At 67.4% G+C, this 23735-nt stretch carries 23 protein-coding genes and 1 pseudogene; 15 read left to right on the top strand and 9 right to left on the bottom strand.

Going from position 1 to position 23735, the window contains the following annotated elements:
- Positions 1–26 precede the first annotated feature (26 nt).
- Positions 27–757 (top strand): annotated as a pseudogene (locus tag BDO18943_RS21650) (transporter substrate-binding domain-containing protein).
- A 48-nt stretch (positions 758–805) separates the two neighbouring features.
- Here the strand turns inward: BDO18943_RS21650 and BDO18943_RS21645 are convergent.
- Genes BDO18943_RS21645 through BDO18943_RS21625 form a run of 5 tightly spaced genes read right to left on the bottom strand, consistent with a single transcriptional unit; the run spans position 806 to position 5866 of the window.
- The gene (locus BDO18943_RS21645; protein WP_175023975.1) at positions 806–1882 is read right to left on the bottom strand and encodes an alpha/beta hydrolase family protein; all 1077 of its coding nucleotides are present in this window, start codon (positions 1880–1882) and stop codon (positions 806–808) included.
- A gap of 13 nt (positions 1883–1895) precedes the next feature.
- Positions 1896–3575, bottom strand: coding sequence for a bifunctional 3-(3-hydroxy-phenyl)propionate/3-hydroxycinnamic acid hydroxylase MhpA (gene mhpA / locus BDO18943_RS21640; protein WP_235996154.1), 1680 nt, complete (start codon positions 3573–3575; stop codon positions 1896–1898).
- Between the two features lie 35 nt (positions 3576–3610).
- Positions 3611–4678, bottom strand: a complete 1068-nt coding sequence (locus BDO18943_RS21635; protein WP_175023974.1) for a maleylacetate reductase — start codon at positions 4676–4678, stop codon at positions 3611–3613.
- Between the two features lie 7 nt (positions 4679–4685).
- Positions 4686–4988: a Dabb family protein gene (locus BDO18943_RS21630; protein WP_175023973.1), complete on the bottom strand. Its 303-nt coding sequence runs from the start codon at positions 4986–4988 to the stop codon at positions 4686–4688.
- Positions 4985–5866: an intradiol ring-cleavage dioxygenase gene (locus BDO18943_RS21625; RefSeq protein WP_175023972.1), complete on the bottom strand. Its 882-nt coding sequence runs from the start codon at positions 5864–5866 to the stop codon at positions 4985–4987. Before BDO18943_RS21625 ends, BDO18943_RS21630 begins: the two co-directional genes overlap by 4 nt.
- 118 nt (positions 5867–5984) lie before the next feature.
- Here BDO18943_RS21625 and BDO18943_RS21620 point away from each other — a divergent pair, with 118 nt between their 5' ends.
- The 6 genes from BDO18943_RS21620 (at position 5985) to BDO18943_RS21595 (ending at position 13182) form a co-directional block, all read left to right on the top strand.
- A complete protein-coding gene (locus BDO18943_RS21620) occupies positions 5985–6908 on the top strand; it encodes a LysR family transcriptional regulator (protein WP_175023971.1) in 924 nt (307 codons plus the stop codon).
- 162 nt (positions 6909–7070) lie between these two features.
- On the top strand, positions 7071–7979 hold the full coding sequence (locus BDO18943_RS21615) for a SphA family protein (RefSeq protein ID WP_175023970.1): 909 nt from the start codon (positions 7071–7073) through the stop codon (positions 7977–7979).
- 271 nt (positions 7980–8250) lie between these two features.
- Complete coding sequence (locus tag BDO18943_RS21610; RefSeq protein ID WP_175024015.1) at positions 8251–10341, top strand: TonB-dependent receptor; 2091 nt, start codon at positions 8251–8253, stop codon at positions 10339–10341.
- Positions 10342–10361: 20 nt separating this feature from the next.
- The gene (locus BDO18943_RS21605) at positions 10362–11138 is read left to right on the top strand and encodes an ABC transporter ATP-binding protein (protein WP_456151299.1); all 777 of its coding nucleotides are present in this window, start codon (positions 10362–10364) and stop codon (positions 11136–11138) included.
- On the top strand, positions 11135–12145 hold the full coding sequence (locus BDO18943_RS21600; protein ID WP_175023969.1) for an ABC transporter substrate-binding protein: 1011 nt from the start codon (positions 11135–11137) through the stop codon (positions 12143–12145). The genes BDO18943_RS21605 and BDO18943_RS21600 overlap by 4 nt, the downstream gene beginning before the upstream one ends.
- Positions 12142–13182 carry a FecCD family ABC transporter permease gene (locus BDO18943_RS21595; RefSeq protein ID WP_175023968.1) on the top strand — a complete coding sequence of 347 codons (1041 nt, stop codon included), beginning with the start codon at positions 12142–12144 and terminating at the stop codon, positions 13180–13182. The genes BDO18943_RS21600 and BDO18943_RS21595 overlap by 4 nt, the downstream gene beginning before the upstream one ends.
- 80 nt (positions 13183–13262) lie before the next feature.
- On the opposite strand, the gene BDO18943_RS21590 is transcribed toward BDO18943_RS21595, so the two are convergent.
- Both BDO18943_RS21590 and BDO18943_RS21585 read right to left on the bottom strand, forming a co-directional pair.
- Entirely contained in the window at positions 13263–14639 is a 1377-nt protein-coding gene (locus BDO18943_RS21590) for an ATP-binding protein (RefSeq protein ID WP_175023967.1), read from the bottom strand.
- Complete coding sequence (locus BDO18943_RS21585) at positions 14640–15365, bottom strand: response regulator (RefSeq protein WP_175023966.1); 726 nt, start codon at positions 15363–15365, stop codon at positions 14640–14642.
- A 244-nt stretch (positions 15366–15609) separates the two neighbouring features.
- Between BDO18943_RS21585 and BDO18943_RS21580 the strand changes: the two genes are divergently transcribed.
- From BDO18943_RS21580 to BDO18943_RS21555, 6 genes are all read left to right on the top strand, one after another.
- On the top strand, positions 15610–16356 hold the full coding sequence (locus tag BDO18943_RS21580) for a MipA/OmpV family protein (protein WP_043182380.1): 747 nt from the start codon (positions 15610–15612) through the stop codon (positions 16354–16356).
- A gap of 326 nt (positions 16357–16682) precedes the next feature.
- On the top strand, positions 16683–17012 hold the full coding sequence (locus BDO18943_RS21575) for a hypothetical protein (RefSeq protein WP_175023965.1): 330 nt from the start codon (positions 16683–16685) through the stop codon (positions 17010–17012).
- A gap of 116 nt (positions 17013–17128) precedes the next feature.
- A complete protein-coding gene (locus BDO18943_RS21570) occupies positions 17129–17542 on the top strand; it encodes a hypothetical protein (protein ID WP_175023964.1) in 414 nt (137 codons plus the stop codon).
- A gap of 1 nt (position 17543) precedes the next feature.
- Entirely contained in the window at positions 17544–18560 is a 1017-nt protein-coding gene (locus BDO18943_RS21565; protein ID WP_186249031.1) for a hypothetical protein, read from the top strand.
- Between the two features lie 149 nt (positions 18561–18709).
- Positions 18710–18892 (top strand): hypothetical protein, encoded by a 183-nt coding sequence (locus tag BDO18943_RS42705; RefSeq protein ID WP_235996152.1) that lies wholly within the window; start codon positions 18710–18712, stop codon positions 18890–18892.
- Positions 18893–18933: 41 nt separating this feature from the next.
- Positions 18934–19413 (top strand): hypothetical protein, encoded by a 480-nt coding sequence (locus BDO18943_RS21555; RefSeq protein WP_175023962.1) that lies wholly within the window; start codon positions 18934–18936, stop codon positions 19411–19413.
- A 217-nt stretch (positions 19414–19630) separates the two neighbouring features.
- On the opposite strand, the gene BDO18943_RS21550 is transcribed toward BDO18943_RS21555, so the two are convergent.
- Positions 19631–20872: a lytic transglycosylase domain-containing protein gene (locus tag BDO18943_RS21550; RefSeq protein ID WP_175023961.1), complete on the bottom strand. Its 1242-nt coding sequence runs from the start codon at positions 20870–20872 to the stop codon at positions 19631–19633.
- 409 nt (positions 20873–21281) lie between these two features.
- On the bottom strand, positions 21282–22442 hold the full coding sequence (locus tag BDO18943_RS21545; RefSeq protein WP_175023960.1) for a porin: 1161 nt from the start codon (positions 22440–22442) through the stop codon (positions 21282–21284).
- Positions 22443–23007: 565 nt separating this feature from the next.
- Here BDO18943_RS21545 and BDO18943_RS21540 point away from each other — a divergent pair.
- Positions 23008–23517: a sigma-70 family RNA polymerase sigma factor gene (locus BDO18943_RS21540; RefSeq protein WP_175023959.1), complete on the top strand. Its 510-nt coding sequence runs from the start codon at positions 23008–23010 to the stop codon at positions 23515–23517.
- Between the two features lie 3 nt (positions 23518–23520).
- A partial coding sequence (locus tag BDO18943_RS21535; protein WP_175023958.1) for a FecR/PupR family sigma factor regulator occupies positions 23521–23735 on the top strand: 215 nt, incomplete at its 3' end.

Below are 23735 nucleotides of genomic sequence, written 5' to 3'. Positions count from 1 at the left end.
CATCATTGAACGTCAGGAGTGGAACCATGAAGGTAAGGATTGCGTACATCGAGGAGCCGCCGTTCTACTGGACGGCAGAAGACGGTACCGTGACCGGCGCGGATATCGAGCTGGCCGAGGTGGTGCTGCGCGCGATCGGCGTGACGGACATCGAATATCACCCGACGTCGTTCGATGCGCTGCTGCCGGGGGTGCAGGCCGGGCGCTGGGACATGAACGTGCCGATCTTCGTGACGGCCGAACGGGCGCGGCACGTGGCGTTCAGCGTCCCGGTGTGGGCGATCGGCGACGGCTTCGTGCTGCAGGCCGGCAACCCGAAGCGGCTGACGAGCTACGCGGCCGTCGCGGCCCGCAGCGATGCGCGGCTGGGGTGCGTGACGGACCAGGTGCAGATCGATTCGGCAAAGGCGGCCGGCGTGAGCGACGGCCAGATCGTCATCTTCAAGGATCAGGCCGACGCCGTGGCTGCGTTGCTGGCGGGGCAGGTCGACGCGTTCGCGAGCACCGCGATCGGGGCCCGCGCGGTCGCTGACACGGACGAGCGGCTGGCGGCCGTCTCGCACGAGCTTGGTGCGGGTGCAGCCGCGCCCGTTGGCGGATTTTCATTCAGCAAGAACAGCGACGCGCTCGTGCAGGCCGTGAATGCGAAGCTGCGCGAGTATTCGGCTCGGCCGATCATCGCGAGCGGACGGCGAAGTACGGCTTCACGCGCACGGAAATCGACGGCGTGGTGGAGAACGGCGGCGCGAAGTCGTAATGCCGCGCGCGGTGTCGACCGTCCGTACGGTCGACACCGCCTGCGTGATCACGCCGCCGAAGCCTGCGTCAACCGCTCGACGAACCAGTCGCAGACGACTGCGGTTCGCTCGGACGCGTGGTTGTAGATCGTGTGCTCTCCGTCCGGCCAGACCCTGAGCGTCGCATCGCCGGAGGTCGCCGCATCGAGAAACGGCTGCTGATCGTCGAGCCGGATCAGCGGATCTTCACCGCCGTGCAGCACCAGCAGCGGACACGTGATGCGGTCGCGCTCGGACGAGAAGCTCATCCGCGCGAAGTTCGCCGCGACCGCATCGGGATCGTCGTTGCCGAGCATCGCCGCGGCCTGTTCGACGAAGGTGCGGAACGGCAGCAGTGTCGGCGCCGCGAGTGCGCCATTCACGCAACAGGCGGCGATCCGGTGGTCGCTCGCAGTGGTCGAAGCGGCCCACAATCCGCCGATGCTGTTTCCCCAGATGCCGATCGGCCCGGGCACGCGATCGGCGACGTGATCGACGAAGCGCCGGTATGCGGCGCTCATGTCGACGTCGACGAAGATCCGCTGTTCGAGCCGCGTCTCGCCCTGGCCCGGCCCCTCGGCGAGCAGCGTCGCGAGGCCGCGCGCGGCGAGCGCGCGTGCGATCGGCCAGTACGCGAAGCCCCAGCCGCTCTGGCCGCCGAACACGATGACGGTGCCGCGTACGCGTTCGGTCGGCGGCCGGACCAGCCAGCCGATCAGGTGCGCATCGCCGAACGGTACTTCGACACGTTCGATGCGCTTGTCGGACCAGCGCGCGAGACCGTGCGACGCGTCGACGAGCCGCGCATAGAGGGCGCGCTTGCGCGGCACGTCGTGATTGAACGCCATCTGCGCAAACAGCAGGTTCGCGGTGGCCATCGCCTGCGCGTCGGCGGCTGTGACCAGGTGGCCGGCATCCGCGGCCTGGGTGGCGCGCGCGAGTTGCGCGTCGGCCAGCGCTTCGGCCGCGACATCCCATGGTTCGCCTGCCGACGTGCGCGCATGCAGCGCCGTTGCGTCGGCATAGTCCATCCCGCAGTCGAGCAAGCGCGTGACGGGCATCGCGCGTTGCAGGGACAGCGCGAACGGTGACAGTTCGGTCGTCATGCGTAGGTCTCCTTCACGATGCGTGGGTGACGGCGGCGGCTGCCGACGCGGCGGACGGCTCGCTCGACGCGGCGGACCCGTGCAGCTTGTCGCGAAGCGAATCGACGAGCGCGCCGAGGTTGCGCAGGTCGGCCACCGAACCGAACACGACGAAATCGGGCCGCGCGATATACGCGCCGATCCCGTGCGCCTGCATGAACGCTTGCTGCTCGCCGTCGAGATCGACCACCGCATCCGGTGCACTCACGTCGTCGGACAGCACGGCCACGTGGCAGCCGAGCCGCGCGAGGAACGCGCGCTGCGCGTCGTCGAGGTATCGGGAAGGGTGTTCGCGCGCGACGAGCTGGAATCCCCGGCCGACCACGTCGTCGAAACGGCCTTCGGCTGCGCCGCGGCGAACGCGCCCTTGCGGTGCGGGCGCGCCGGTCGTCGGCAGGCGCGTGCCGTCGGCTTCGTCGTGCACGATACCGTGCTCGATCTTCGGGAACGGCGGCATCGGCGGCATGTTGCCGGCGCGGAACGCCGCGTCGCGCTCGGCGACCTTGCGCGGATCGTCCTCGTTGACGACCTGCCCGAGAAACAGCGACATCTGCGTGATCGCGGTCACGTGCGGGCGGCGCTCGGTTTCAAACGTGTCGAGCAGGTCGGAGGAGGCGCGCCCGGTCAGCACCAGGTCGAGCTTCCACGCGAGGTTGAACCCGTCGCGCATGCCGGAGCACGCGCCTTGTCCCATGTACGGCATCATCGTGTGCGCCGCATCGCCGGCGAGCAGCACGCGGCCGTCGCGCCAGCGTTCCGCCATGCGCGTCTCGAACGTGTAGACGACGTGGCGCAGCAGCGTCAGGTCGTCCGGGCCGTAGCCGTAGTGGTCGTTGAGCCACTTCCAGCCGGCTTCTTCCGTTTCCCATTCGTCGGTCGATTCGTTCGGCAGCACGCGCAGCTCGAACCGTGTGCGCTTCGTGCCGATCGGCATGTGCATGTACGCGCGCGACGGATCGCAGTAGATCGTCGTGCGTGCGCAGCCGTCGCCGAGATCGCGCTTGTTCTCCGAATCGAGATTGAGCCAGCGCTCGTTGTAGCCGAAATCGGATCGTTCGATGCCGAGCGTGCGGCGCACGAAGCTGTTCGCGCCGTCGGCGCCGATCACGTAGCGGGCGCGGATGGCACGCGGCTTGCCGGTCCATTGCGCGTCCTGGCTGCCGCGCGACGGATGCGCGGTCAGCGTGACGCCGTCGTCGTCCTGCAGCAGCGTGTCGACTTCCCAGCCGCGCAGGATCGTCACGTTCGTGAAGGTGCTGGCGCGCGCGTCGATCGCGTCCTCGATGTCGGGCTGGTAGATCGAGATGTGCGCGGGATAGCCGCATGCGCGGCCGGTCCAGTTCAGTTCGAGCAGCAGGTCGCCGTTCGCGTCGCGGTAGTGATAGGTGTCGACGGCCTTCGCGTTGCGCAGCGCGTGATCGACGTCGGCGCTGGCCTGCACGATGCGCGCGGTTTCGCCGTCGATGTGCGTGAGGCGCGGCAGGCCGTAGGGCGTCGGCCAGCGTTCGAGGACGATCACGCGATGGCCGGCGCGGCCCAGCATCGATGCGGCGACGAGGCCGGTCGGGCCGTAGCCGACGATGGCGATGTCACAGTGTTCGACGGTGCTGTCGCCGTGCGCGCTCGATTCGGTATTCATATGGGATGTCTCCATGACGGGGTCGTTTGTTGGTGTGTCGTGCGGTCGGCTCAGCGCGCGGTCGAGCCGGGCAGGTTGCCGTCGAACGCGTCCTGCAGCAGCGCGCGCAGGCCGTCGCGTTCGATCGGGCGCGGGTTCCAGTACGGATTCGCGGCGGCGAGATCGGCGGCGCGATCGAGGTCGGCTTCCTGCATGCCGATCGCCTTCAATGAAACCGGCGCGCCGTTGTCGAGTGCCAGTGCGTAGAGGCCGCGTGCGGCGTCGTTCGTGCCGATCGCGCGGGCGATCCGCTGCATCGCATCCGGCGCGTGCGCGGCGTTGTACGCGAGCGCATGCGGCAGCACGACCGTATGGGTCGGCGCGTGCGGCAGGTTGAAGCTGCCGCCGAGCGTGTGACAGAGCTTGTGGTGCAGCGCCATGCCGACGTTGCCGAGCACCATGCCGCACAGCCACGCGCCGTAGAGCGCGTCGCTGCGTGCGCCGAGGTCGGCGGGGTCGCGCCGCACGCCGGGCAGGCCGCGCGCCAGTGCGCGAATGCCTTCTTCGGCGACGAGGCTCATCACCGGATTCGTGTTGTTCGCGTAGAGGCCTTCCGCCGCATGCGCGATCGCATTGAGGCCGCTCGTCACGGACAGCTCGACGGGCAGCGTGACGGTGAGCGCGGGATCGTAGATCACCGTTTTCGGCAACACGCGTGCGTCGGAGCCCGTGCGCTTGAGGCCGCCTTCGGTCAGGCCGTAGATCGGCGTCATTTCGCTGCCGGCGTAGGTCGTCGGGATCGCGAGGATCGGGAGGCTGCTTTCGAGCGCGATCGCCTTGCCGAGGCCGATCGTCGAGCCGCCGCCGATCGCGATCGCGCAATCCGCGTCGCACGACCTCGCGAACGCCTGCGCATCGCGGGCGATTTCGATCGGCACGTGCATCGTCGCCCGATCGTAGAGTCCGGCCGCGCGCGCACCGAGCCGCTCGACGATGCGTTGCGCGAGGTCGCGCTGTTCCGGCGTGCAGAGCACGATTGCGCGTTGCGCGCCCAGTTCCAGCACTTCGCGTTCGAGATGATCGAGGCTGCCCGCGCCGAAGATCACGCGGGCGGGACGTGCCTGGTAGATGAAGTTCATGTCGTCGTCACTCCGTTGCGTAATCGACCTGATGGCGCGCGATGCGCAGGCCCGTCAGTGCGTCGCGTACGCGTGTGTGTTCAGGATGCGTCGCGTAGACGTCGAGCGCTTCGCGCGACTCGAAGTCGGCGACGAGAATCAGGTCGCACGCGTAATCGGCCGCGCTGAAATCCGCGCCGACCTCGAGGTGCGTCATGCCCGGAATCCGGCCACGCAGGCTTTCGAAGGCGGTCTTGACGGTGGTGCGTGCCACCGCGCGCTCCGGTTCGGTTGCGCCCGCAACGTTCCACATCACGACGTGGCGGATCATGCGGCGCGCTCCGCGGGATTGAGCACGAAGTCGTAATCGAGCGTGTAGAAGGGCGTGTCCATGCGCGATCCGTCCGGCGCGAGGCCGGGCGCGTGCCGGACCCAGTCGGCGACGAGCGTCGAGCGCACGCCGAATACCGCATCGGAGTCGAGATAGCGGTCGCCGTCGCGGAACACGTGCGTGATCAGCGTTTCATAGCCGCGTGCCTCGATCATGAAGTGCAGGTGCGCGGGGCGCCACGGGTGACGGCCGAGCGCGTCGAGCATCACGCCGACGGGGCCGTCGTGCGGAATCGGATACGGCTCGGCGAGGATCGAGCGGAATGCGTAACGCCCGTCGGCGCCGGTGCGCAGCCGGCCGCGCGCGCGGTGCGTGACCGATCCGTCGTCGGCCGGGAGTTGCACGTCGTAGTGTCCGTCTTCATCGGCTTGCCAGACTTCCAGCGACGCGTGCGCGATCGGCGCGCCGTCGATTGCGCGCACATGGCCCGAGACGAAACAGGGCTCGCCGCATGCGCCGTTCGCGATGTCGTCGAACATCCCGAAGTCACGGCTGCCTTCGACGTAGAACGGGCCGAATACGGTCGCCTCCGTGCAGCCGGCCGGCTTCGCATGGTTCTGCGCGGTGACGAGGGTCGACAGCCCGAGCACGTCGGACAGCAGGATGAACTCCTGGCGCTTGTCGTCGGTGATGTGGCCGACGGCGGTCAGGAAGCCGACCGCGGTCTGCCATTCGGCCTCGGTGAGCTTCGTCTCCCGCGCAAACGAATGCAGGTGCTGGACGAGACTGGTCATGACCGTGCGCAACCGCTCGTCGCGACAGCCGCTCAGCGACGCGATCACGGCCTGCGTGATGGTGTCTTCGTTGAGATTGCGCATAGGGGTTGTCTCCTGATGTCGTTGGATGGCGCGTTGACGTAACATTAATTCCTCCTTGAATCGTAAAAAAGATGGTTTGGAGGAGTTTTGTTCTCCGCCAGCTGGAAGAATCGAACGCATGGACAAGTGGACGCAGATCGAATTTTTCGTTCAGGTCGCCGAGCTGGGCAGCCTGTCGAAGGCCGCCGAGCGGCTGGGGATGTCGAGCGCGGCGGCGAGCCGCTGCCTGAACGCGCTGGAGGAGCGGCTGGGTGCGCGGCTCGTCGAGCGCACCACGCGGCGCCTGTGGCTGACCGACGCCGGGCACGAGTACCACAGGCGCTGCGTCGCGATCCTGATGGAACTGTCGGAGGCCGATGCGGCGGTCAACGAGGCGAGCGTCAATCCGGCCGGCACGCTGCGCGTGACCGCTTCGGTATCGTTCGCGTCGATCTATATCGCACCGGCGTTGCCCGAGTTTCACCGGCGCTACCCGAACCTGAACGTGCAGATCGTCGCGGCGAACCGCTACCCGGATTTCATCGAGGCCGGCATCGACGTGGCGATCCGCACGCGCGAGCATGAGGCGGATTCGGGCATCACGGTGCGCAAGCTCGCCGAGACGCGGCGCGTGCTGGCCGCGTCGCCCGGGTATCTGGCGAAGCACGGCGCGCCGACGACGCCCGATGCGCTGTGCGACCACCGGCTGCTGGTCTACAACCTCGCGAACGATCCGTACGTCCTGCATTTCCGTCACGGCGCAAGGAAGCAGTCGGTCACGATCAAGAGCGTGCTCGATGCGAACGAAGGGCAGGTGATCCGCGCCGCGGCGCTTGCGGGCCTCGGCATCCTGATCCAGCCGCTCTACATCATTCACGACGATATCGTCGCGGGGAAGCTGGTGCCGGTGCTCACCGACTGGCAACTGCCGGCACTCACCGTCAACATCGCGTACCAGAGCCGCCGTCACCAGCCGGCGAAGATCCGCGTCTTCACCGAGTTCCTGATCGAGCGTTTCGAACGCCTCGGGCTCGCGCGCAAGTGGAAGGACGTCGGCCGCTGATCGCCGGCCGGCGCTGCGCCGTCGAGCATTTCTCCGTGTGACGGAGAACTGTTCTCCCGAACGTCGTCTTTTTCGCCGCTGTCGTGCGCTTTACATTGCGTCTCCCCGGGCCTGCGATGCCCGGCTCGCGATAACACGACAACAATCCGGTCTGGAGACGACATGAAATTCGCATTGCGACGGGTGCCGTTGGCACTCCTGATCGCCGGGGCCATTCAGGCTCCGGCGTCGGCCACGGAGAACGGGCAGATCAGCTATCCGTTCGGCGTCAACACGGTACTGAACGGGATGCTCCCGCCGCCCGGCAACACGCAGTACTTCAACTACGCGCTGTACTCGGCATCGAACCGGTTTGCCGGGCCGGACGGCGGCAGCGCGGTGCCGGGGTTCCACCTGAACGTCGTCGCGGAAACGCCGCGCGTGGTCCACACCTGGGGCGCGACCTTCGGGCCGTTTTCGCTGTCGAGCAGCGCGATCGTGCCGATCGTGCACCTGCATCTGTCGACGCCGGGCGGCAGCGGAAACCGCACATCGCTCGGCGACGTGATCCTCGAGCCGTTCATGATCAACTATGCGAACGCATCGAAGACTTTCTTCGCGTTCTTTTCGCCGTCGTTCGCGGTGCCGACCGGCGCGTATGCGGCGAACCGGATCGCGAACACGGGGCTGAACACGTATGCGTTCCTGCCGTACGTCAGCACGACCTGGTTTCCGGGCCGCGACTGGGAGATCTCGACGACCACGCTGCTGGAGCTGAATTCGCCGAACCATGCGACGCACTACCACTCGGGTGCGGTCGCCGTGCTCGACTACCTGGTCGGCTATTCGCTCGACCGGCGCGTGCAGCTCGGCGTGCAGGGCACGTTCCTGAAGCAGTTCACCGACGATACGCAGGACGGCATCAAGGTCGCGTCGGACGGCTTTCGCGGGCAGTCGGTCGCGATCGGCCCGCAACTGCGGGTCATGTGGGGGCCGGCATCGGGCGTGGTCGTGAAATACCAGCACGAGTTCGCGGTGCGCAACCGGCCGCAGGGCGACAAGCTGTGGGTGCAGTTCAGTTTCCCGTTGTAGACGCGGCGCGCGCCGCCCGTCGGCAGGGCGGCCGGCACAACCTGACAAATTCCTGACGAATCAGGTTGATATTTTGTATCATCTGACGTTTTGCGTCGCTGGCCGCCCGGGCTACCGGGTGCGGCCGCGTGCGACGACGCCAAACGAAGATCGATACGACGTGACGAGCACCAGATATAACCCGGCGCGCGGGGAGCGGCACGCTGCCGCGCCGCGCCGGCCCACCCGCGCGTGGCGCGCACGCGGCTGCACGACCCTGCTGGGTTGCGCGATGGCGACCTCCGGCGCGATGGCCGCCGAAGCGGCCGCACCCGCACCGGACGAGCGGCATGCGCTGCCGGCGATCAACGTCAGCGCGCAGTCGGCACCGGCCGACCCGCTGACGCAACCGCTCGAAACGGGCTCGCGGCTTGGGCTCGCGAGCCTCGACACGCCCGCGAGCGTCGAGACGGTCACGGCCGCCACGATCGACGCGCGCGGCGATCGCACGGTGCTCGATGCGGTGACGCGCACTGCAGGGTTCGCGAGCGCGATGGCGCCCGGCACGGGGGGTACCGCCTTGAGCGTGCGCGGCTTCGGCGGGCAGGAATCGGTGATGACGCTGCTCGACGGCGTGCGGCTGATGCCGGCCGCCGGCACGATCACGTTCCCGTTCGATACGTGGTCGGTCGAGCGCATCGAGGTGCTGCGCGGCCCGGCGTCGGTGTTGTACGGCGAAGGGGCGATCGGCGGCGTCGTCAACGTGGTGCCGAAGCGGCCGCAGCGCACGCGCGAGACGACGCTGCAGGTCGGTGTCGGCCTCGACGGTGCGAAGCGCGCCGCGTTCGACACGACGGGCGCGCTCGACCCGCGGCTGTCGTATCGCTTCTATGCCAGCGATGCACGCGCGAACGGCCTCGCCGAGCGGGCCGATACGCATACGACGGCCGTCGGCGGCGCGCTGAAGTTCGACGTGAGCCCGAAGCTCACGTTGACGCTCGACTTCGACTACGGCCGCCAGATGCCGGCGACCTACTATGGCGTGCCCGCGCCGAACGGCGTGCTCGATCCGACGCTGCGCAAGCTCAACTACAACGTCGGCGATGCGACGATTTCCTACTACGACCAGTGGACGCGCCTGTCGGCCAGCTACCGGCCGACGGCCGGCGTGACGATCGACAACCAGCTCTACTACCTGACGTCGAACCGGCACTGGCGCAATGCGGAATCGTATGCGCTCGATGCCGCGACGGGTCTCGTCACGCGCAGCGACTATCTCGACATCGGCCACCACCAGCGGCAGATCGGCGATCGGCTGAGCGCACGCTTCGACGGCACGCTGTTCGGCCGTGCGAACCGCTTCGTCGTCGGCACGGAATTCAGCCAGATCACGTTCAGCGGCACCAACAATGCGCCGTACGGCGGCGAATCGACGGTGCCCGCGCACGGCTTCGATCCCGGCGTGTTCACGAGCCCCGACCCGACGGTGCCGCAGTTCAGCTCGCGGGCGCGGCAGGTCGCGGTGTTCGCCGAGAACCGGCTCGAAGTGCTGCCGCGGCTCGCGTGGGTGAGCGGCCTGCGCTACGACCACATCGCGTTCAACCGCGAGCAGGCGGCGACCGGCGCGGGCTTCGACAAGCGCTTCGCGAACGTCGGCTGGCGCACGGGCTTCGTGTTCGAAGTCGCGCCGACACTCAGCGCGTATGCGCAGTACACGACGGGCGCGGAGGGGCTCGGCTCGCTCGTGACGCTCTCCGCGTCGCAGGCGAACTACCGGCTCGCGACCGGCGAACAGTGGGAAGCCGGCGTCAAGCAGACGCTGCTCGACGGCCGCGCGTACTGGACGTTCGCCGTGTACGACATCACGAAGCGCAACCTGCTGAGCACCGATCCGTTCAATCCCGCGCTGCGCCAGCAGGTCGGCCGGCAATCGTCGCGCGGCATCGAGCTGACGGGCGGCGCGCGGCTGCCGCACGGCTGGACGGTCGACGCGAACGTCGCGCTGCTGCGCGCGCGCTATGACGAATTCAACCAGAAGGTGGGTAGCGCGACGGTGTCGCGCGCCGGCAATGCGCCGGCCAACGTGCCGCAGCAGACTGTAAACCTGTGGCTCGGCTGGGCGTTTGCCGAGCGCTGGCAGGCGAACGCGGGCGTGCGTTACGTCGGCGCGACGTACGGCGACGATGCGAACCGCGTGCAGGTGCCGTCGTACACGGTGTTCGATGCGTCGCTGCGCTGGCAGCCGACGTCGCGCACCGAGCTGGCGCTGTACCTGCGCAATCTCGCGAACCGCACGTATGCGGTGACGACGTCGAACGGCGGCGAGCAATGGCTGCTCGGCCCGTCGCGCTCGGCGGAGCTCGTCGCGACGATGCGCTTCTAGTGCGGCGCGACGAGCCTCCCGTGACGCACATGCTCGACATCGAACGCGTGAGCTGGTCGCCCGGCGGCGCGATCACCGTGCTCGATTCGGTCACGCTGAGCGTGGCCGAAGGCGAGTTCGTCGGGCTGGTCGGCCCGAACGGCAGCGGCAAGACGAGCCTGCTGCGCTGCGTGTTCCGTTACGCACGGCCCGATGCCGGCCGTGTCGCGCTCGACGCGCAGGACGTGTGGCGCATGCGGCCGCGCGCGGTCGCGCAACGCATCGCGGTGCTGCAGCAGGAGACGCCGGACGATTTCGGGCTGACGGTCGACGAACTGGTCGGCATGGGGCGCACGCCGCACCTGCGGCCGTTCGATGCGGAGTCGGCGGACGATCGCCGGATCGTCGAATCCGCACTGCACGACGTCGGCCTCGTCGAGCGCCGTGCGCAACGCTTCGCGTCGCTGTCGGGCGGCGAGAAGCAGCGCGCGCTGCTGGCCCGCGCGCTCGCGCAGCAGCCTGAATTGCTGCTGCTCGACGAACCGACCAACCACCTCGACCTGCGCCATCAGCTCGAACTGCTCGCGCGCGTGCGGCGCCTCGGCATCGCGACGCTCGCCACGATTCACGACCTCAATCTCGCGGCCGCGTATTGCGACCGGCTCCACGTGCTCGCGCATGGCCGGATCGTCGCATCGGGCACGCCGGCCGACGTGCTGACCGAAGCGCTGCTGCGCGACGTGTTCGGTGTCGCCGCGCTCGTCGATCGCCATCCCGTCACGGGCCGGCCGCGCATTACGCCGCTTCATCCGGAATGACCGCCATGCCGCTTCCTGTCTTGTCCTCCGCCTTGTCGTTGTCGTCCGTATCCCGCCGGCTGGTTGCCGCGACCGTGCTCGGCTGCGCAGCCGTTCAGGCGGGGGCCTATCCCGTTACCGTGCGCAGTTGCGATCGCGACGTGACGTTCGAGCGCGCGCCGACGCGCGCGGTGAGCAACGACGTGAACCTGACCGAGATGATGCTCGTGCTTGGCCTGAAGGACCGGCTCGTCGGCTACACCGGCATCGGCGGCTGGAAGACGGGCACCGCGCGCGTGCGCGACGCGCTGCGCGGCGTGCCCGAACTGGCGAGCCAGTATCCGTCGCTCGAGGTGCTGGCGGCCGCGCGTGCCGACTTCTATCTTGCGGGCTGGAACTACGGGATGCATGTCGGCGGCCCGGTGACGCCCGCGACGCTTGCCCCGTTCGGCATCCGCACGTACGAGCTGACCGAATCGTGTTCGCACGTGATGAAGCAGGCGGCCGCGTCGTTCGACGACGTGTTCCGCGACCTGAACAATCTCGGCCGGATCTTCGGCGTCGACGCGCGCGCCGCGCAGGTCGTCGCCGCGATGCGTGCGCGTCTCGCGGCGGTATCGCGTGCGATCGGGCATCCCGAGCCGCTGCGCGTGTTCGTCTACGACAGCGGCACCGACAAGCCGATGACGACCGGCGGGCTCGCGATGCCGACCGCGCTGCTGGCGGCGGCCGGGGCACGCAACGTGATGGCCGATCTGCCGCGCAGCTGGACGCAGGTGAGCTGGGAAAGCGTGGTTGCGCGCGATCCGCAGGTGATCGTGATCGTCGACTATTCGGCCGTGACGGCGGCGCAGAAGCAGCAGTTCCTGCTGAGCCAGCCTTCGCTCGCGCGGGTGGCTGCGATCCGCGACAGGCGCTTCATCGTGATTCCGTACGATGCGGCGACGCCGGGCCCCGAGAACGTCGCGGCCGTCGAGACGCTGGCGCGCGCGCTGTATCCGGCCGCGTTCGCGGGGCCGGCGCGATGAGCGTGCCCGTGCGTGCGTCGCGGCCCGGCGTGCGCGTGGTGCTGCCGGTGCTGGCGCTGCTGCTGGTCGTGTCGATCGTCGCGTCGGCCGCGTTCGGGCCGGCGCCGATCGCGATGCCGGCCGCGGTGCGGATCGTCGCCACGCACATCGTGTCGGCGTTCGGCGAGGCCGGCGCGTTCGCGGCGGGGGCGGGCGACGACAGCATCGTCTGGCTGATCCGGATGCCGCGCGCGCTGCTGGCCGCGATCGTCGGCGCGACGCTGGCCGCCGTCGGCGTCGCGCTGCAGGCGGCGACCGCGAATCGCCTGGCCGATCCGCACCTGCTCGGCGTGAGCGCGGGCGCGATGCTCGGCGCCGTCGCGGTCACCGTGATGGCCGGTGCGGCATTTGGCCCGTTCACGCTGTCGGCCGCGGCCTTCGCGGGGGCGCTCGCAGCGACCGCCTGCGTCGTCGCGCTCGCTTACCGGCGCGGCCGGCTCGAATCGGACCGGCTGCTGCTCGCGGGCGTCTCGGTGTCGTTCATGATGGCCGCGTTCGGCAACCTGCTGCTGTATCTCGGCGACCAGCGCGCCGCATCGTCGGTGCTGTTCTGGATGCTTGGCGGCGTCGGGCTCGCGCGCTGGGATCTGCTGCCGGTGCCGGCCGTGTGCGCGGTGCTCGCCGGCGGCGCGTTGTACGCGCGCCGGCGCGAACTGAATGCGCTGATGTCGGGCGATGCTGCCGCGGCCGCGCTTGGCGTGCCGAGCGCGCGGATGCGGCGCGAGGTCTTCGTCGTCGCGTCGTTCGCGACGGGGGCGATGGTGGCGGTGAGCGGCGCGATCGGCTTCGTCGGGCTCGTGACGCCGCATCTGTGCCGTCGCGTCGTCGGCGCCGAGCACGGCAGGCTGCTGCCGGTGGCCGCGCTGACCGGCGCGATCCTGCTCGTCTGGGCCGATGTGGCCGCCCGCACGCTCGCGGCGCCGGAAGATCTGCCGATCGGGATCGTGACCGCGATGTTCGGCAGCCTGTTCTTCGTCGCGTTGCTGCGCCGCAGCTGAGCGGCGTTGCTCACACCGGCGGCAGGCGTCCGGACAGTCGAGCGGTCAGGCGAGGGCAGCGAGGGTGCCTGCCGCGCGCGTCATTGCCGCGGGATGGCCATGCCCGCGCTGCCGCCGAATGCGTCGGCATGGGCGAGGGCGCCCGGCATGTCGAACAGATTGTCGGGCACCGTTCGCGCGGGCAGCGTGATCACGAAGCGTGCGCCGCCGAGCGGCGAATCCTCGAGCCGCACGTCACCGCCATGTACTTGTGCGACCCGCCGCACGATCGCGAGTCCGAGCCCGAAGCCGCCGGTCTGCCGGTCGCGGCTGGAGTCGAGCCGCTGGAACGGTTCGAACACGCGGGCGCGTTCGGCGGCCGGAATGCCGGGGCCATCGTCGTCGACACTCAGTACGAGCGCGCCGGACGCGTCGCTCTCGGCGGCGAGCAGCACCGTGCGCGACGCGTAGCGCGCGCCGTTACGGATCAGGTTCAGCAATGCGCGGGCGACCAGCTTCGGGTCGCACACGTGGGCGGCGGGTGCATCGAGCGTCGACACGTCGAGCGAGATGCCGCGATCGGCGATGTCGTTTGCGACGTTGCCGGCGACGCTGTCGATCAGCGCATCGACGACGACTTCCATCGGCGCGAGCTCGCTCGCGCCCTGTTCGAGCCGGCCGATCGTCAGCAGCTCGGTGACGAGCTCGTCGAGTTCGCGCACGTCGCGCCGCAGCGCGTCGCGGCGTTCGCGCATCCGTCCCGTTTCGTCAGGCTCGGCGAGCAGCGCGAGCCCGAATTCGAGCCGCGCGAGCGGCGTCTTCAGTTCGTGCGAGATGCCGTGCATCATTTCGCGCTGCTGCTTGATCGATGCCTCGATGCGCTCGGCCATGTCGTTGAACTGTTGCGACAGTTCGTAGATGTTCGACTTGCCCGACAACTTCACACGTGTCGACAGCGTGCCGGCGCCGAATGCGCGTGCGGCATCCTGCAGCTTGCGCAGGTCGCGCCAGTGATAGTGAATCCACAGCACTACCGCGAACAGCGTGCCGAGCGCGAGCAGCAGGTACGCATAGATCCGGATGTCGAGATCGGACGCTTCGATCGGCCGCGCATGCAGGACCGACCCATCCGCGAGCGGCATGTAGTAATCCTTGCCGTTATAGCTGATCGCAATTCGGCCGGCATTGAGATCGCGCAGCGGCGTGCCGCTCAATTGCGCACGGGCGGCGGTCATCGACAGGAAGCCGAACCCTTCGTTGCCGTGTTTCGCGAGCTCGCGCAACGCAAGCTCGCGCTGCGCGCCCGGATGGCGTTCGAGGTAGTCGTTGAGCACGAACGCATAAGTTGTCAACGAGTCGCGCTGCGCCTGCGCGCTGCGATCGTAGAAGATCCGGTCGAACGACAGCTGGATGAACAGGATCGACGCGGCGACGAACAGGATGACGACGAGGTACAGCCGAATCAACGGGCGGAGCATTTATTCGTCCCACGCAGAAGGGCTGAACAGGTAGCCGCGGCCCCAGATCGTCTTGATCTTGTGCGGCTCCGACGACGCATCCTCGAAGCGGCGGCGCAGCTTCGAGATGCCGGAATCGACCGAGCGGTCGAGCCCGTCGAACTCGATCCCGCGTAGCTGCTTCAGGATGTCGTCGCGGCTCAGCACGGTGCCGGCCGCGCGCGCAAGGATCAGCAGCAGGTTGAACTCGGCGGTCTTCAGGTCGACCGGATCGCCCCGCCATGTGACGGTGCGGTTTGGCGGCGAGATCGCCAGCTCGCCGAACACGAGCGCTTCGGGTGCGGCTACGGGTGCTTCGGTGGCGGCCGGCTGCGCGCGGCGCAGCAGTGCGCGGGCGCGTGCGACCAGCACGCGCGGCTCGATCGGCTTCGTCACGTAGTCGTCGGCGCCCGTCTCGAGGCCCGCGACCTGGTCGTAGACGTCCGCGCGCGCGGTCAGGATCAGCACGGGAACGTTGGTGAACGCGCGGATGCGCCGGCAGACCTCCATCCCGTCGAGGTTCGGCAGCATCAGGTCGAGTATCACGAGGGCGGGCTGGTGCTCGCGCACCGCCGCGACGGCGAGGTCGCCGCGCCGGACGACCGTCACCGCGAATTCATAGCCGTCGAGGTATTCGCGGACGAGCTGCGCAAGGCGGTCGTCGTCCTCGATCAGCAGTACGCGGTATTTAAGCGGATCTTCGTTCATGGTCTCCTCGGATGCACGCGCCACTTCACATCCGGGCAAGCCGGTGTGCGGCGCGGCACGCGAATTCTACCGGCTCACCGACGGCCGGGGGAGCGGGACGACAATCTCGAACAATCGAACACAATTGAGCACAGATTCCCCGAAGATTCAGGACAGTCTCGGCGCAGGGCGGCACCTAGACTGCGGGCTCCGTCACTACTATCTCAATATTGTGCGCCCAATACTCCGCCGCTACCGCTATTGCATGCCGCTCGCCGGCCTGACCCTCGCCGCCGCCGCCCACGCGGAAAACCAGTATTCGCTGTCGCTCGGCGGCGGTTTCGCGCCACGCTATCAAGGCAGCAACCAGTACCGCGGCGTCGTTGCGCCGGGCTTTTCCGCGAAGTTCGGCAACGGCTTCTTCATCGACAGCACCGAGGGCGCCGGCTACCGGCTGGACCTGCCGCACGGCGCGTTCGTATCGGCGGCCGTGAGCTATGATGCGGGCCGCACCGACGAGAACCGGTTCGACATGCCGGGCTCCGACTACCTGAAGGGCATGGGCCGGATTCCGGGCTCGGTGCTGGTCGGCGTGCGCGCGGGCGTGACGTTGTTCAACGCGGCGGAACTGAGCGTCACGATCGACACCCCTGTGACGCACACGTCGCGCGGCGTGTCGGGGCACATGGATCTCGCGGTGCCGGTGTTCAAGACCGCGCAGCACGAGATCATCGTGACGGGCACCGTGCATGCGGGCTCGGGGCGCTATACGCAGACGTTCTACGGCGTGACCGACGCACAGTCGATGACGAGCCGGTTCCGGCCGTATTCGACGAGCGGCGGGATCGACAGTGCGTCGATGGCGGTCGCGTGGAACTGGACCCTGTCGCAGCACTGGTCCGTGCTCGCGACCGGCGGCGTGACGCGGCTGCTCGGCCGCTACGGCGACAGCCCGATCGTCCAGTCGCGCAGCAACTACTACGGCATCGTGGGCGCGACCTACAAGTTCTGAGTAGCCGTCCGGCGAGTCGACTGGAATGAAGCGAACTGTCCCGACGCGTGCTGGTTTCGACCATGCCGTCGAGCACGGTCAGGCGCTTGCGCGTGCCGTCTCGCCGCGCAGCGTGCGGTAACATGCAGGCGGCTTCGGCACCAGGCCGAGGTGGCGACGCCGGTGCGCCGAAGCAGCGCGGCCGGCGGGCGCGAAGCCGCGGTTCGCTGGCCGGCAACCGTCCGGAAACGGCCGGCGCCGCGCGGAACCGATCATGCATGCAACGCCCGGTCGGCGCTGGCATGAGGACATGAACCCGATCCACCGGGCGCGAAAGGGAGAAACCGATGAAGAAGACGATCGCGATGATGATGGCGCTGGTTGCGAGCGCAACGTTTGCGGGATGTACGGACATGAAGACGAGGAATGCGACCGCAGGCGGCATGGTGATGAATGGCGAGCCGGCAGGCACGTCGCAGGCCTGCAAGGCAGACGCAGGGCCGGACGACGCACTGGTCGGCAAGACCGAGGCCGATGCGACGGCGCAACTGGACGGCTGCCTGTGGCGCGTGCTCGAACGCGACGGCAAGGCGCTGCCCGGCACGATGGATTACCGGCAGGAACGCCGCAATCTCGGCATCCGCGACGGCAAGGTGATCTGGGTGCGGCGCGGCTGACGCGTTGCAGCCTGCACGAAACGGCGCGTGGCTGAGCGGGCCGGTGCGGCGGACGTCGGACGGCGCACCGGTAACCGGTTCGCGTATCGACGTCGATTCATTCCGTCGCGAATCGCTTGCTGATCGAACTTGAATTCAGGAACGAAGGCCGGCAGGCGGTGCTCATCGATGGTCCGGAAACCTGGACGGACAATCTCGCGATTCCGAGCCGGCAATATGTCGAAGTCCAGGGAAGTAACAGCGCGGGTGCCGAGTTCAGGATCCGCCTCGACAGCAAGTATCTGATCGATGCATCGCGGCGCTACGCCAGCGAAATCGCAGTCAAGCCAGGCGAAGCGATCCGTGTTGGATTCGCGGTTCCCTTTGACGCGTTGTCGTTCGACCGCGATTCGTCCATCCAGCGGGTGGAAACCGGCACCTACGATTTTGTCGGTCGCATGCGGGGCAATTTCGACAAGCCGGACGAGATGGCCGGCAGGTTCTTCACGTGGACGGATCCGGTTCCGTCGGTCGGTTTGACGCGGGAGTGACATGATGCAGACTGAACACCCGTCGCGCGCGACACTGGCGGTCAGGAAGGGAAACGATGCGCGTCGCGCGGGAATCCGGGCGGGTGGAATCAGGGGGCGCCTGCCATGTTTTCTGATGGTGGTGTTTCTGTTCGGCATGATGTTGGCCGCAACGGCAGAAGCACGCGAGGACTACTTCACGATACGCAACAGCCCGGGGCAGATCAAGCCCTCGCCTCCAATGGCATTCACGGTCGACGGCGATCGCGTTGCTTACTATTCGCTCGGACGGGATCTGGACATCATGCCGCCGGCGAAATATTCGGGCATCGGAAAATACACGGCACAACTGACGGATCAATACAGGACGAAGCTCGACCAGCTGAAGCGGATCCTGGCCGGAGGCGAGATCGCTTCGGTGCCGGGCCGGAATATCGGATCGGTCCTCGCGTATTCGTTCGATCTGAATGGAAAGCGTTACGAGGGTAATCTTCAGTATCGATACAGCGACCCGATCGGCGGCACGCTATCGTTTTTGTACAGTCTTGCACAGGACCTGCTTGACCGCGGCACGCCGGAAATCAATCTGCGCCCGGCGTTCACCGCGCATGCCGCGTCGGGAAATCTGGTGGTCGAGGTGGTGTTCGGAAATGACGGGGCACAGGAAGTGGTCATCGACGGTCCCGAGAAATGGTTGCCGCAGCGGGTAGACCCGAAAAAGCAATATGTTTACATCGGTGCGCTCAATGACGCCCGTGTCGGCTTCGACGTCCAACTTGTCGAGAAGTACCTGAGTCCCGCTTCCCGTCCCTACGCGTCCTCCATTTCCGTCAAGCCGGGACAGCGGGTGAAAGTCGAATTCGTCGTGCCGTACGACGAGCTGACGTTCGATCCGGGTTCGTCGGCGCAACAGATTCAAGGGGGCACCTTCCTGATGGTCGGCGTCGCAAACGTCGACATCCAGTCGCCCGCGGCAATGAAAGGCAAGGCATTCATACGGATGGACGAACAACCCGCCGTCGATTTGACCGAACGGTAAGGCGTGCATTGATGCATCGACGCCAGTCACTGAATGTATCGCCTTTCGCGAACCCCGAACCCACCCATCATGTCGCCCCGATCCGATCTCGGTCGGATTCCACCAGACGAGCGACGGCGATTCGAGCGGCAGTATCCGGCAGTTCGTGAGTGCGCGTCGCGGGCGCCAATGTGGGCGCCGACGTACAGGGCGCGATCGGGCAACGACTGAGCGGCATGTCGGCGATGACCGATGCGGTGCCCGGCGCTCACGGCGGCGGCACGCTCGTCGCCATTGCGATGAACGGGTTCAATCGCGGGGACGACGCACGCAATCGGTTCGGTCCGCCATGACCGGAAGTCAGCAGCAACGACGCAAGTTTGTGAGGATATCGATGAGATTCAGGGCAGGGATGCATGGTTTGGCGCTGGTCGGGCTGGGTGTGCTCGCGGCATGCGGCAAGCACGGCGTCGATGCGTCGGCGGAGCCGCACAACGTGTGCGTCACCGGATATAACGAGTACGGCCGCAAGCTTCACGAGTTCTGGCTCGACAACGAGCACAAGTCGGGATGCTTCGGCAATCCGTCGGCACGGGAAGACGGCGAGGCCTTCGGTGGCGGCGGCGGATTCGCGTGCGGCTGCAAGGTGACGCCCGGGCAGAAGGTGAAGCTGTTCTGGGAGTTCGCGCAGCCGCTGGACGACATTCAGCGCGGCATTCAACCGGAACGCAAGACGATCGACGTGACGATCCCGCAGCCGGAATCGTCGACGTCGCGCTATCTGCGCGTGTATTTCCGCAAGAACGGCACCGCCGAGTTGCAGTGGGTCGACGACATGAACGCGCCCGAGCTCAAGCCGACTCAGGAGAAATGAGCACCACGGCCGAAATCAACCTGAAGAAGGATGCCGCAAGCGCGGAGACGGATCGCGTCAAGGCGAAAGCCGAGCAGGTGCTGTGGGTCAGCTTCTATTAGACGTCTATCACTCGCTGGTGTCGTCGGTAGGTATCGGCACCGTCCGGTACGACGGCCGCTCGATAGCGGCCAGGGCGTGGCGCATGCCGGTTGCCGACGCGCAACCGGCCCGCGCGTTACTTCGAGATGTACCAGAGCGCGTCGGTGCTGACACGCGTAGCCGGCGTCGTCGCGGCCGGTGCCTGGGGCGTGGCGGCAGGCGGCGTATTCGACGTCACCGCGGTGGGCCACGTGGCCGGCGCGTTCGACGTGGATGAGGGCGTGGCCGTGTTCGCGGCCGTTGCCGTTCCCGACGTCGACGGCGTATTCAGGTACCACAGCGCATCGGTCGACGCCGAGCGTTTTGCAGCCGTTGCGGCTGTCGCAGCCGGACTGGCTGCCGCATTCGTCGCCGCACCGGCCGGCTTCTTCGAAGAAGCGGCGGCCGCCGCCGCACCTGCCGTACCGGCCTGCGCCGTCATGCCTGCGCCATTGCCCGCGCCACGCTGCGCGCGCGCCTCGAACGGCCCGAGCTGGAAGATTAACGTTTGCGCGGGACGCGTCAGAACGGCATACGGAAACTGCAGCTCCCACGACATCAGCACGCGCCCGGCCGACGTCTCGGTGAAGATCGCCGGCACGTGCTTCATGTCGCTGAACTGCACGTAAATCCGCGCGCCGTCGTCGAAGACCTGGGTCGGTTTCGCCTGATCCGCACCGGTGACCGACCATCCGAAGTTGTACGTGCCGGCCGGGCCGGCGGGGCCGCCTTGCGGCGGAGGCGGCGGGGCCGGCGAGATCGTGCGCGGGCGTGTGACCCCTTGGGGCGCGGACACGCTCAGGCTCGCGAACGGGTTGTACGCCTGGGCCTGTTGCGGCGGCGTAAAGGACGGTGGAAGGATAGGCATGGGTGTATCCGGCGAATCCGGCATGGTCCGGATTGCATCATAGACCTTGCGCGCATACGCGAGGCGCTTGTCGGGCGACGCGGCGTTGTACGCGCCGATCGCGTTCCAGTTGGGGCCGAGCTGGCGGATGTTCTGCGACAGGATCCACGCGCCGACATACGCGTTCGTGCACGCGTCGAACAGGCTCTCCCGCGTGATGCCCTCGCGCGCGAGCGTCGGCAGCCACGTGCTGTTGATCTGCATCAGGCCGATGTCGACCGTGCCGTTGGTATTCGTGTTGAGCGCGTTCGGATTCATCCCCGATTCGACTTGCGCGATGCCGCGCATCAGGCTGACGCTCACGTGCTGGAACGCGGCCGCGTCGTCGAGGCAATCGGCCCGTGCGACGCCGGCGAGCGCGCACGACATCGCAATCGTCGCGGCGATTTTCAGCGTTTCTCGGCTGATCGAACGGGTTGTCTGACGCGGCATGGCAGGATGGGGCGGAATCCGGCCGCCCGGTGCAAGGAAATTACGCAGACGCGAAGTGTGCCATAGCGAGCCGGCAAATGGCTCACGTCAAACTTTCCTTTGCATTTGCCCATGCGTTCGCCACGCATTTTTATCGCGTCCGATCACGGGGTTCAGCGAAGCATTATCGGTAAAAATGGCCGGATTTTCGTGCGAATGCCGGGGCAGTGGGGGGGGCGGGAATACTGACGCGTCGCGTCATTCGCTTGGGGAAGTCGGTGCTGAATCAAACCGGATGGAAATCGCGTGGCAGTCGATATCCGGGCTGAAAGAGCGATGAACCGGCGATCCGGAAACAACGGCGGCCGAAGCCGCCGTGCCGGTTCATGCGGATACACCGGCCGCGCGGCGCGCAGCCGGCCGTCTGGCATCAGAAGCGGTGACGCAGGCCGAGGTTGACCATCGTCTGCGAGCTCGTGCCCGCATAGCCGTACGAACCGATCGACGCCTGCGCGGCCATCGAGCCGCCCTTGCCGTCGCCGGTCTGGCCGCTCGCGTGTTGATATGCGGCGGTCAGGTAGACGTCGGTGCGCTTCGACAGGTTGTAGTCCGCGCCGGCCGATACCTGGTGATAGGTGGCCGACGTGTCGCCGCCCGAGCGCGTGTAGCTGTAGCCGACGCCGACCAGCAGCGCAGTCGTCGCCTGGTAGTTCACGAAGCCTTGCCCCGTGTTGTAGTGCTCGTTCGAGCCGAACACCGAGCTTCCATCACGGCGGTACTGCGCGTTGCTGTAGCCGAGGCCGAACGTGAACGGGCCCGCGACGTACTGGCCCGCGATGCGCGCGATGCCGATCGAATGCGCGCTCGCATAGCCGTTGTTGATCGGGCCGTCGAACGTGCCGTCCGACGAGCTGGTCCAGCCGCTGCGCACGGTGTTCGACGCGGGGCTGTTGGTCGTGTGGAAGTAGCCGCCCGCGACGCTGAACGGCCCGTTGTTGTACGACACGGCGGCCGAATACGAATTTGCGGCGCCGGTGCTGCCGGCGATGCCGCCGAACGAATACATCGCCGAGAACTGCAGGCCCGAATAGACGGCCGACGTGTACTTCACCGCGTTGTCGACGCGGAAGCTGTTGTCGTAGTTGTCGACGTCGCCCGGCGTTGCGAACACGCTGCCCAGATAGTTGTCGGCGGTGATGCCCTGCACGAGATCGACGAGCGGATCGTACTGGCGGCCGAACGTGAGCGTGCCGTAGCGGTCGCTCGTCAGGCCGACGAATGCCTGCCGGCCGAACAGGCGGCCGCCCTGGCCCTGCCGGCCGCTGCTCGGATCGAAGCCGTCCTCGAGCTGGAACAGCGCCTTCAGCCCGCCGCCAAGATCCTCGGTGCCTTTCACGCCCCAGCGGCTGCCGGCCAGGTTGCCCGCGCTGCTGTTGCCGAGCATCCACGCGTTGTCCTTGCCCTGCGCATGGTTCACGTAGGTGATCGACGTGTCGATCACGCCATACAGCGTGACGCTCGACTGCGCATGCGCAACGGGTATCGCCGCGAATGACGCGATGGAAATCAGCGAGAGGGTCGTGCGTTTCATGTCATCTCCTTGCGCATTGGCTTGTGTTCGTGATCCGGAATGGCAGGAGACTACCGAGCTCGATTAAAACGGGAAAATGAAATTCTCTTTTGTGGCCTGAGAAAGACAGGGATGTGCTCTGATCGATGCGATCGACGGATTTGAATTGTTGAAAAATGCGTATCAATTGGCGGTTATTTTGCGATTTCGCCATTGCGACTTGCATATCTCGCGATAATTCCGGGCAATTGGGGGAGGAATTAAGGCGGCCGGGGTATTGCTATTGATACGTCAAATAATTATTTAATGAATCGAATTGGCCGGGTGTGGCGAATGTGTTAGCGACGCGTCGCGCGCGCCCGGCGACGGCATCGCGGCGTGGTCGCCCATTCCCGTCTCATTGCCGCGGCGTGCGTGGAACACCGTGCCTGGGCTCTCACGGCGTGACCGGCAGGAGCACGCTGCCCGCCAGAGCGCGGCAGCACCCACCACCCCCACCGAAACCCCGGCCGCCTGTCTCGTTTTGTATATAATAATCATTCTCATTTACAAAACCGTTGACGCCTGCGCACCCCGGAACCCGGCCATGTCTGCTGACAAGCTGTCTCTCCATCGAGAAATCGACGCCCTCTACACCGGCCATCACGCGTGGCTGCGCGGCTGGTTGAGCCGGAAGCTCGGTTGCGCGCACCGCGCGGCCGATCTGGCGCACGACACGTTCATGCGGCTGCTCGCGCGCGACGAGCCGATCGGCGCCGACGAGCCGCGCGCGTTCCTGACGACGGTCGCGCAGCGCGTGCTGAGCAACCACTGGCGGCGCGAGCAGATCGAGCGCGCGTATCTCGATGTGCTCGCGCAGCGCCCTGAAGCCTATGCGCCATCGCCGGAGGAGCGGGCCGTCGTACTCGAGACGCTGCTCGAAATCGACCGGCTGCTCGACGGCCTGCCACTCGCGGCGAAGCGTGCGTTCCTGCTCGCGCAACTCGATGGGCTCACGCAGGCCGAGATCGCGCGCGAACTCGGCCTGTCGCTGGCGACGGTGAAGCGCCATCTCGTGAAGGCCGGCGCGCAGTGCTTCTTCGCGATGGCGGCCTGACCGATGGCCGCCCCGGGAGTGCCGGCGGTGCCGCCGGAGGTTGCGCGGCGCGCGGTCGAATGGTGGGTCGACCGGCAGGCCGGCCAGACGGGCGACGCGTTCGACGCGGCGCTCGCGCGCTGGCGCGCGGAGGATCCCGCGCACGACGCGGCATGGCGTCATATCGAAACGATGCAGCGCAGGTTCGGCGGGCTGGCGGCCGCGCTCGACCCGCAGGC

This window comes from Burkholderia aenigmatica (genome assembly GCF_902499175.1).
GTDB classification, from domain to species: Bacteria; Pseudomonadota; Gammaproteobacteria; order Burkholderiales; family Burkholderiaceae; genus Burkholderia; species Burkholderia aenigmatica.
The sequence above is the reverse complement of the archived record's forward strand: the minus strand, read 5'-3'. Positions and strand labels throughout refer to the sequence as shown.

What these genes read in the sequence shown, in the direction of transcription:
- BDO18943_RS21645 (WP_175023975.1), bottom strand. Translation starts at nt 1,882, where the DNA reads ATGACGACCGAACTGTCACCGTTCGCGCTGTCCCTGCAACGCGCGATG.
- mhpA (WP_235996154.1), bottom strand. Translation starts at nt 3,575, where the DNA reads ATGGAGACATCCCATATGAATACCGAATCGAGCGCGCACGGCGACAGC.
- BDO18943_RS21635 (WP_175023974.1), bottom strand. Translation starts at nt 4,678, where the DNA reads ATGAACTTCATCTACCAGGCACGTCCCGCCCGCGTGATCTTCGGCGCG.
- BDO18943_RS21630 (WP_175023973.1), bottom strand. Translation starts at nt 4,988, where the DNA reads ATGATCCGCCACGTCGTGATGTGGAACGTTGCGGGCGCAACCGAACCG.
- BDO18943_RS21625 (WP_175023972.1), bottom strand. Translation starts at nt 5,866, where the DNA reads ATGCGCAATCTCAACGAAGACACCATCACGCAGGCCGTGATCGCGTCG.
- BDO18943_RS21620 (WP_175023971.1), top strand. Translation starts at nt 5,985, where the DNA reads ATGGACAAGTGGACGCAGATCGAATTTTTCGTTCAGGTCGCCGAGCTG.
- BDO18943_RS21615 (WP_175023970.1), top strand. Translation starts at nt 7,071, where the DNA reads ATGAAATTCGCATTGCGACGGGTGCCGTTGGCACTCCTGATCGCCGGG.
- BDO18943_RS21610 (WP_175024015.1), top strand. Translation starts at nt 8,251, where the DNA reads ATGGCGACCTCCGGCGCGATGGCCGCCGAAGCGGCCGCACCCGCACCG.
- BDO18943_RS21600 (WP_175023969.1), top strand. Translation starts at nt 11,135, where the DNA reads ATGACCGCCATGCCGCTTCCTGTCTTGTCCTCCGCCTTGTCGTTGTCG.
- BDO18943_RS21595 (WP_175023968.1), top strand. Translation starts at nt 12,142, where the DNA reads ATGAGCGTGCCCGTGCGTGCGTCGCGGCCCGGCGTGCGCGTGGTGCTG.
- BDO18943_RS21590 (WP_175023967.1), bottom strand. Translation starts at nt 14,639, where the DNA reads ATGCTCCGCCCGTTGATTCGGCTGTACCTCGTCGTCATCCTGTTCGTC.
- BDO18943_RS21585 (WP_175023966.1), bottom strand. Translation starts at nt 15,365, where the DNA reads ATGAACGAAGATCCGCTTAAATACCGCGTACTGCTGATCGAGGACGAC.
- BDO18943_RS21580 (WP_043182380.1), top strand. Translation starts at nt 15,610, where the DNA reads ATGCCGCTCGCCGGCCTGACCCTCGCCGCCGCCGCCCACGCGGAAAAC.
- BDO18943_RS21575 (WP_175023965.1), top strand. Translation starts at nt 16,683, where the DNA reads ATGAAGAAGACGATCGCGATGATGATGGCGCTGGTTGCGAGCGCAACG.
- BDO18943_RS21565 (WP_186249031.1), top strand. Translation starts at nt 17,544, where the DNA reads ATGATGCAGACTGAACACCCGTCGCGCGCGACACTGGCGGTCAGGAAG.
- BDO18943_RS21555 (WP_175023962.1), top strand. Translation starts at nt 18,934, where the DNA reads ATGAGATTCAGGGCAGGGATGCATGGTTTGGCGCTGGTCGGGCTGGGT.
- BDO18943_RS21550 (WP_175023961.1), bottom strand. Translation starts at nt 20,872, where the DNA reads ATGCCGCGTCAGACAACCCGTTCGATCAGCCGAGAAACGCTGAAAATC.
- BDO18943_RS21545 (WP_175023960.1), bottom strand. Translation starts at nt 22,442, where the DNA reads ATGAAACGCACGACCCTCTCGCTGATTTCCATCGCGTCATTCGCGGCG.
- BDO18943_RS21540 (WP_175023959.1), top strand. Translation starts at nt 23,008, where the DNA reads ATGTCTGCTGACAAGCTGTCTCTCCATCGAGAAATCGACGCCCTCTAC.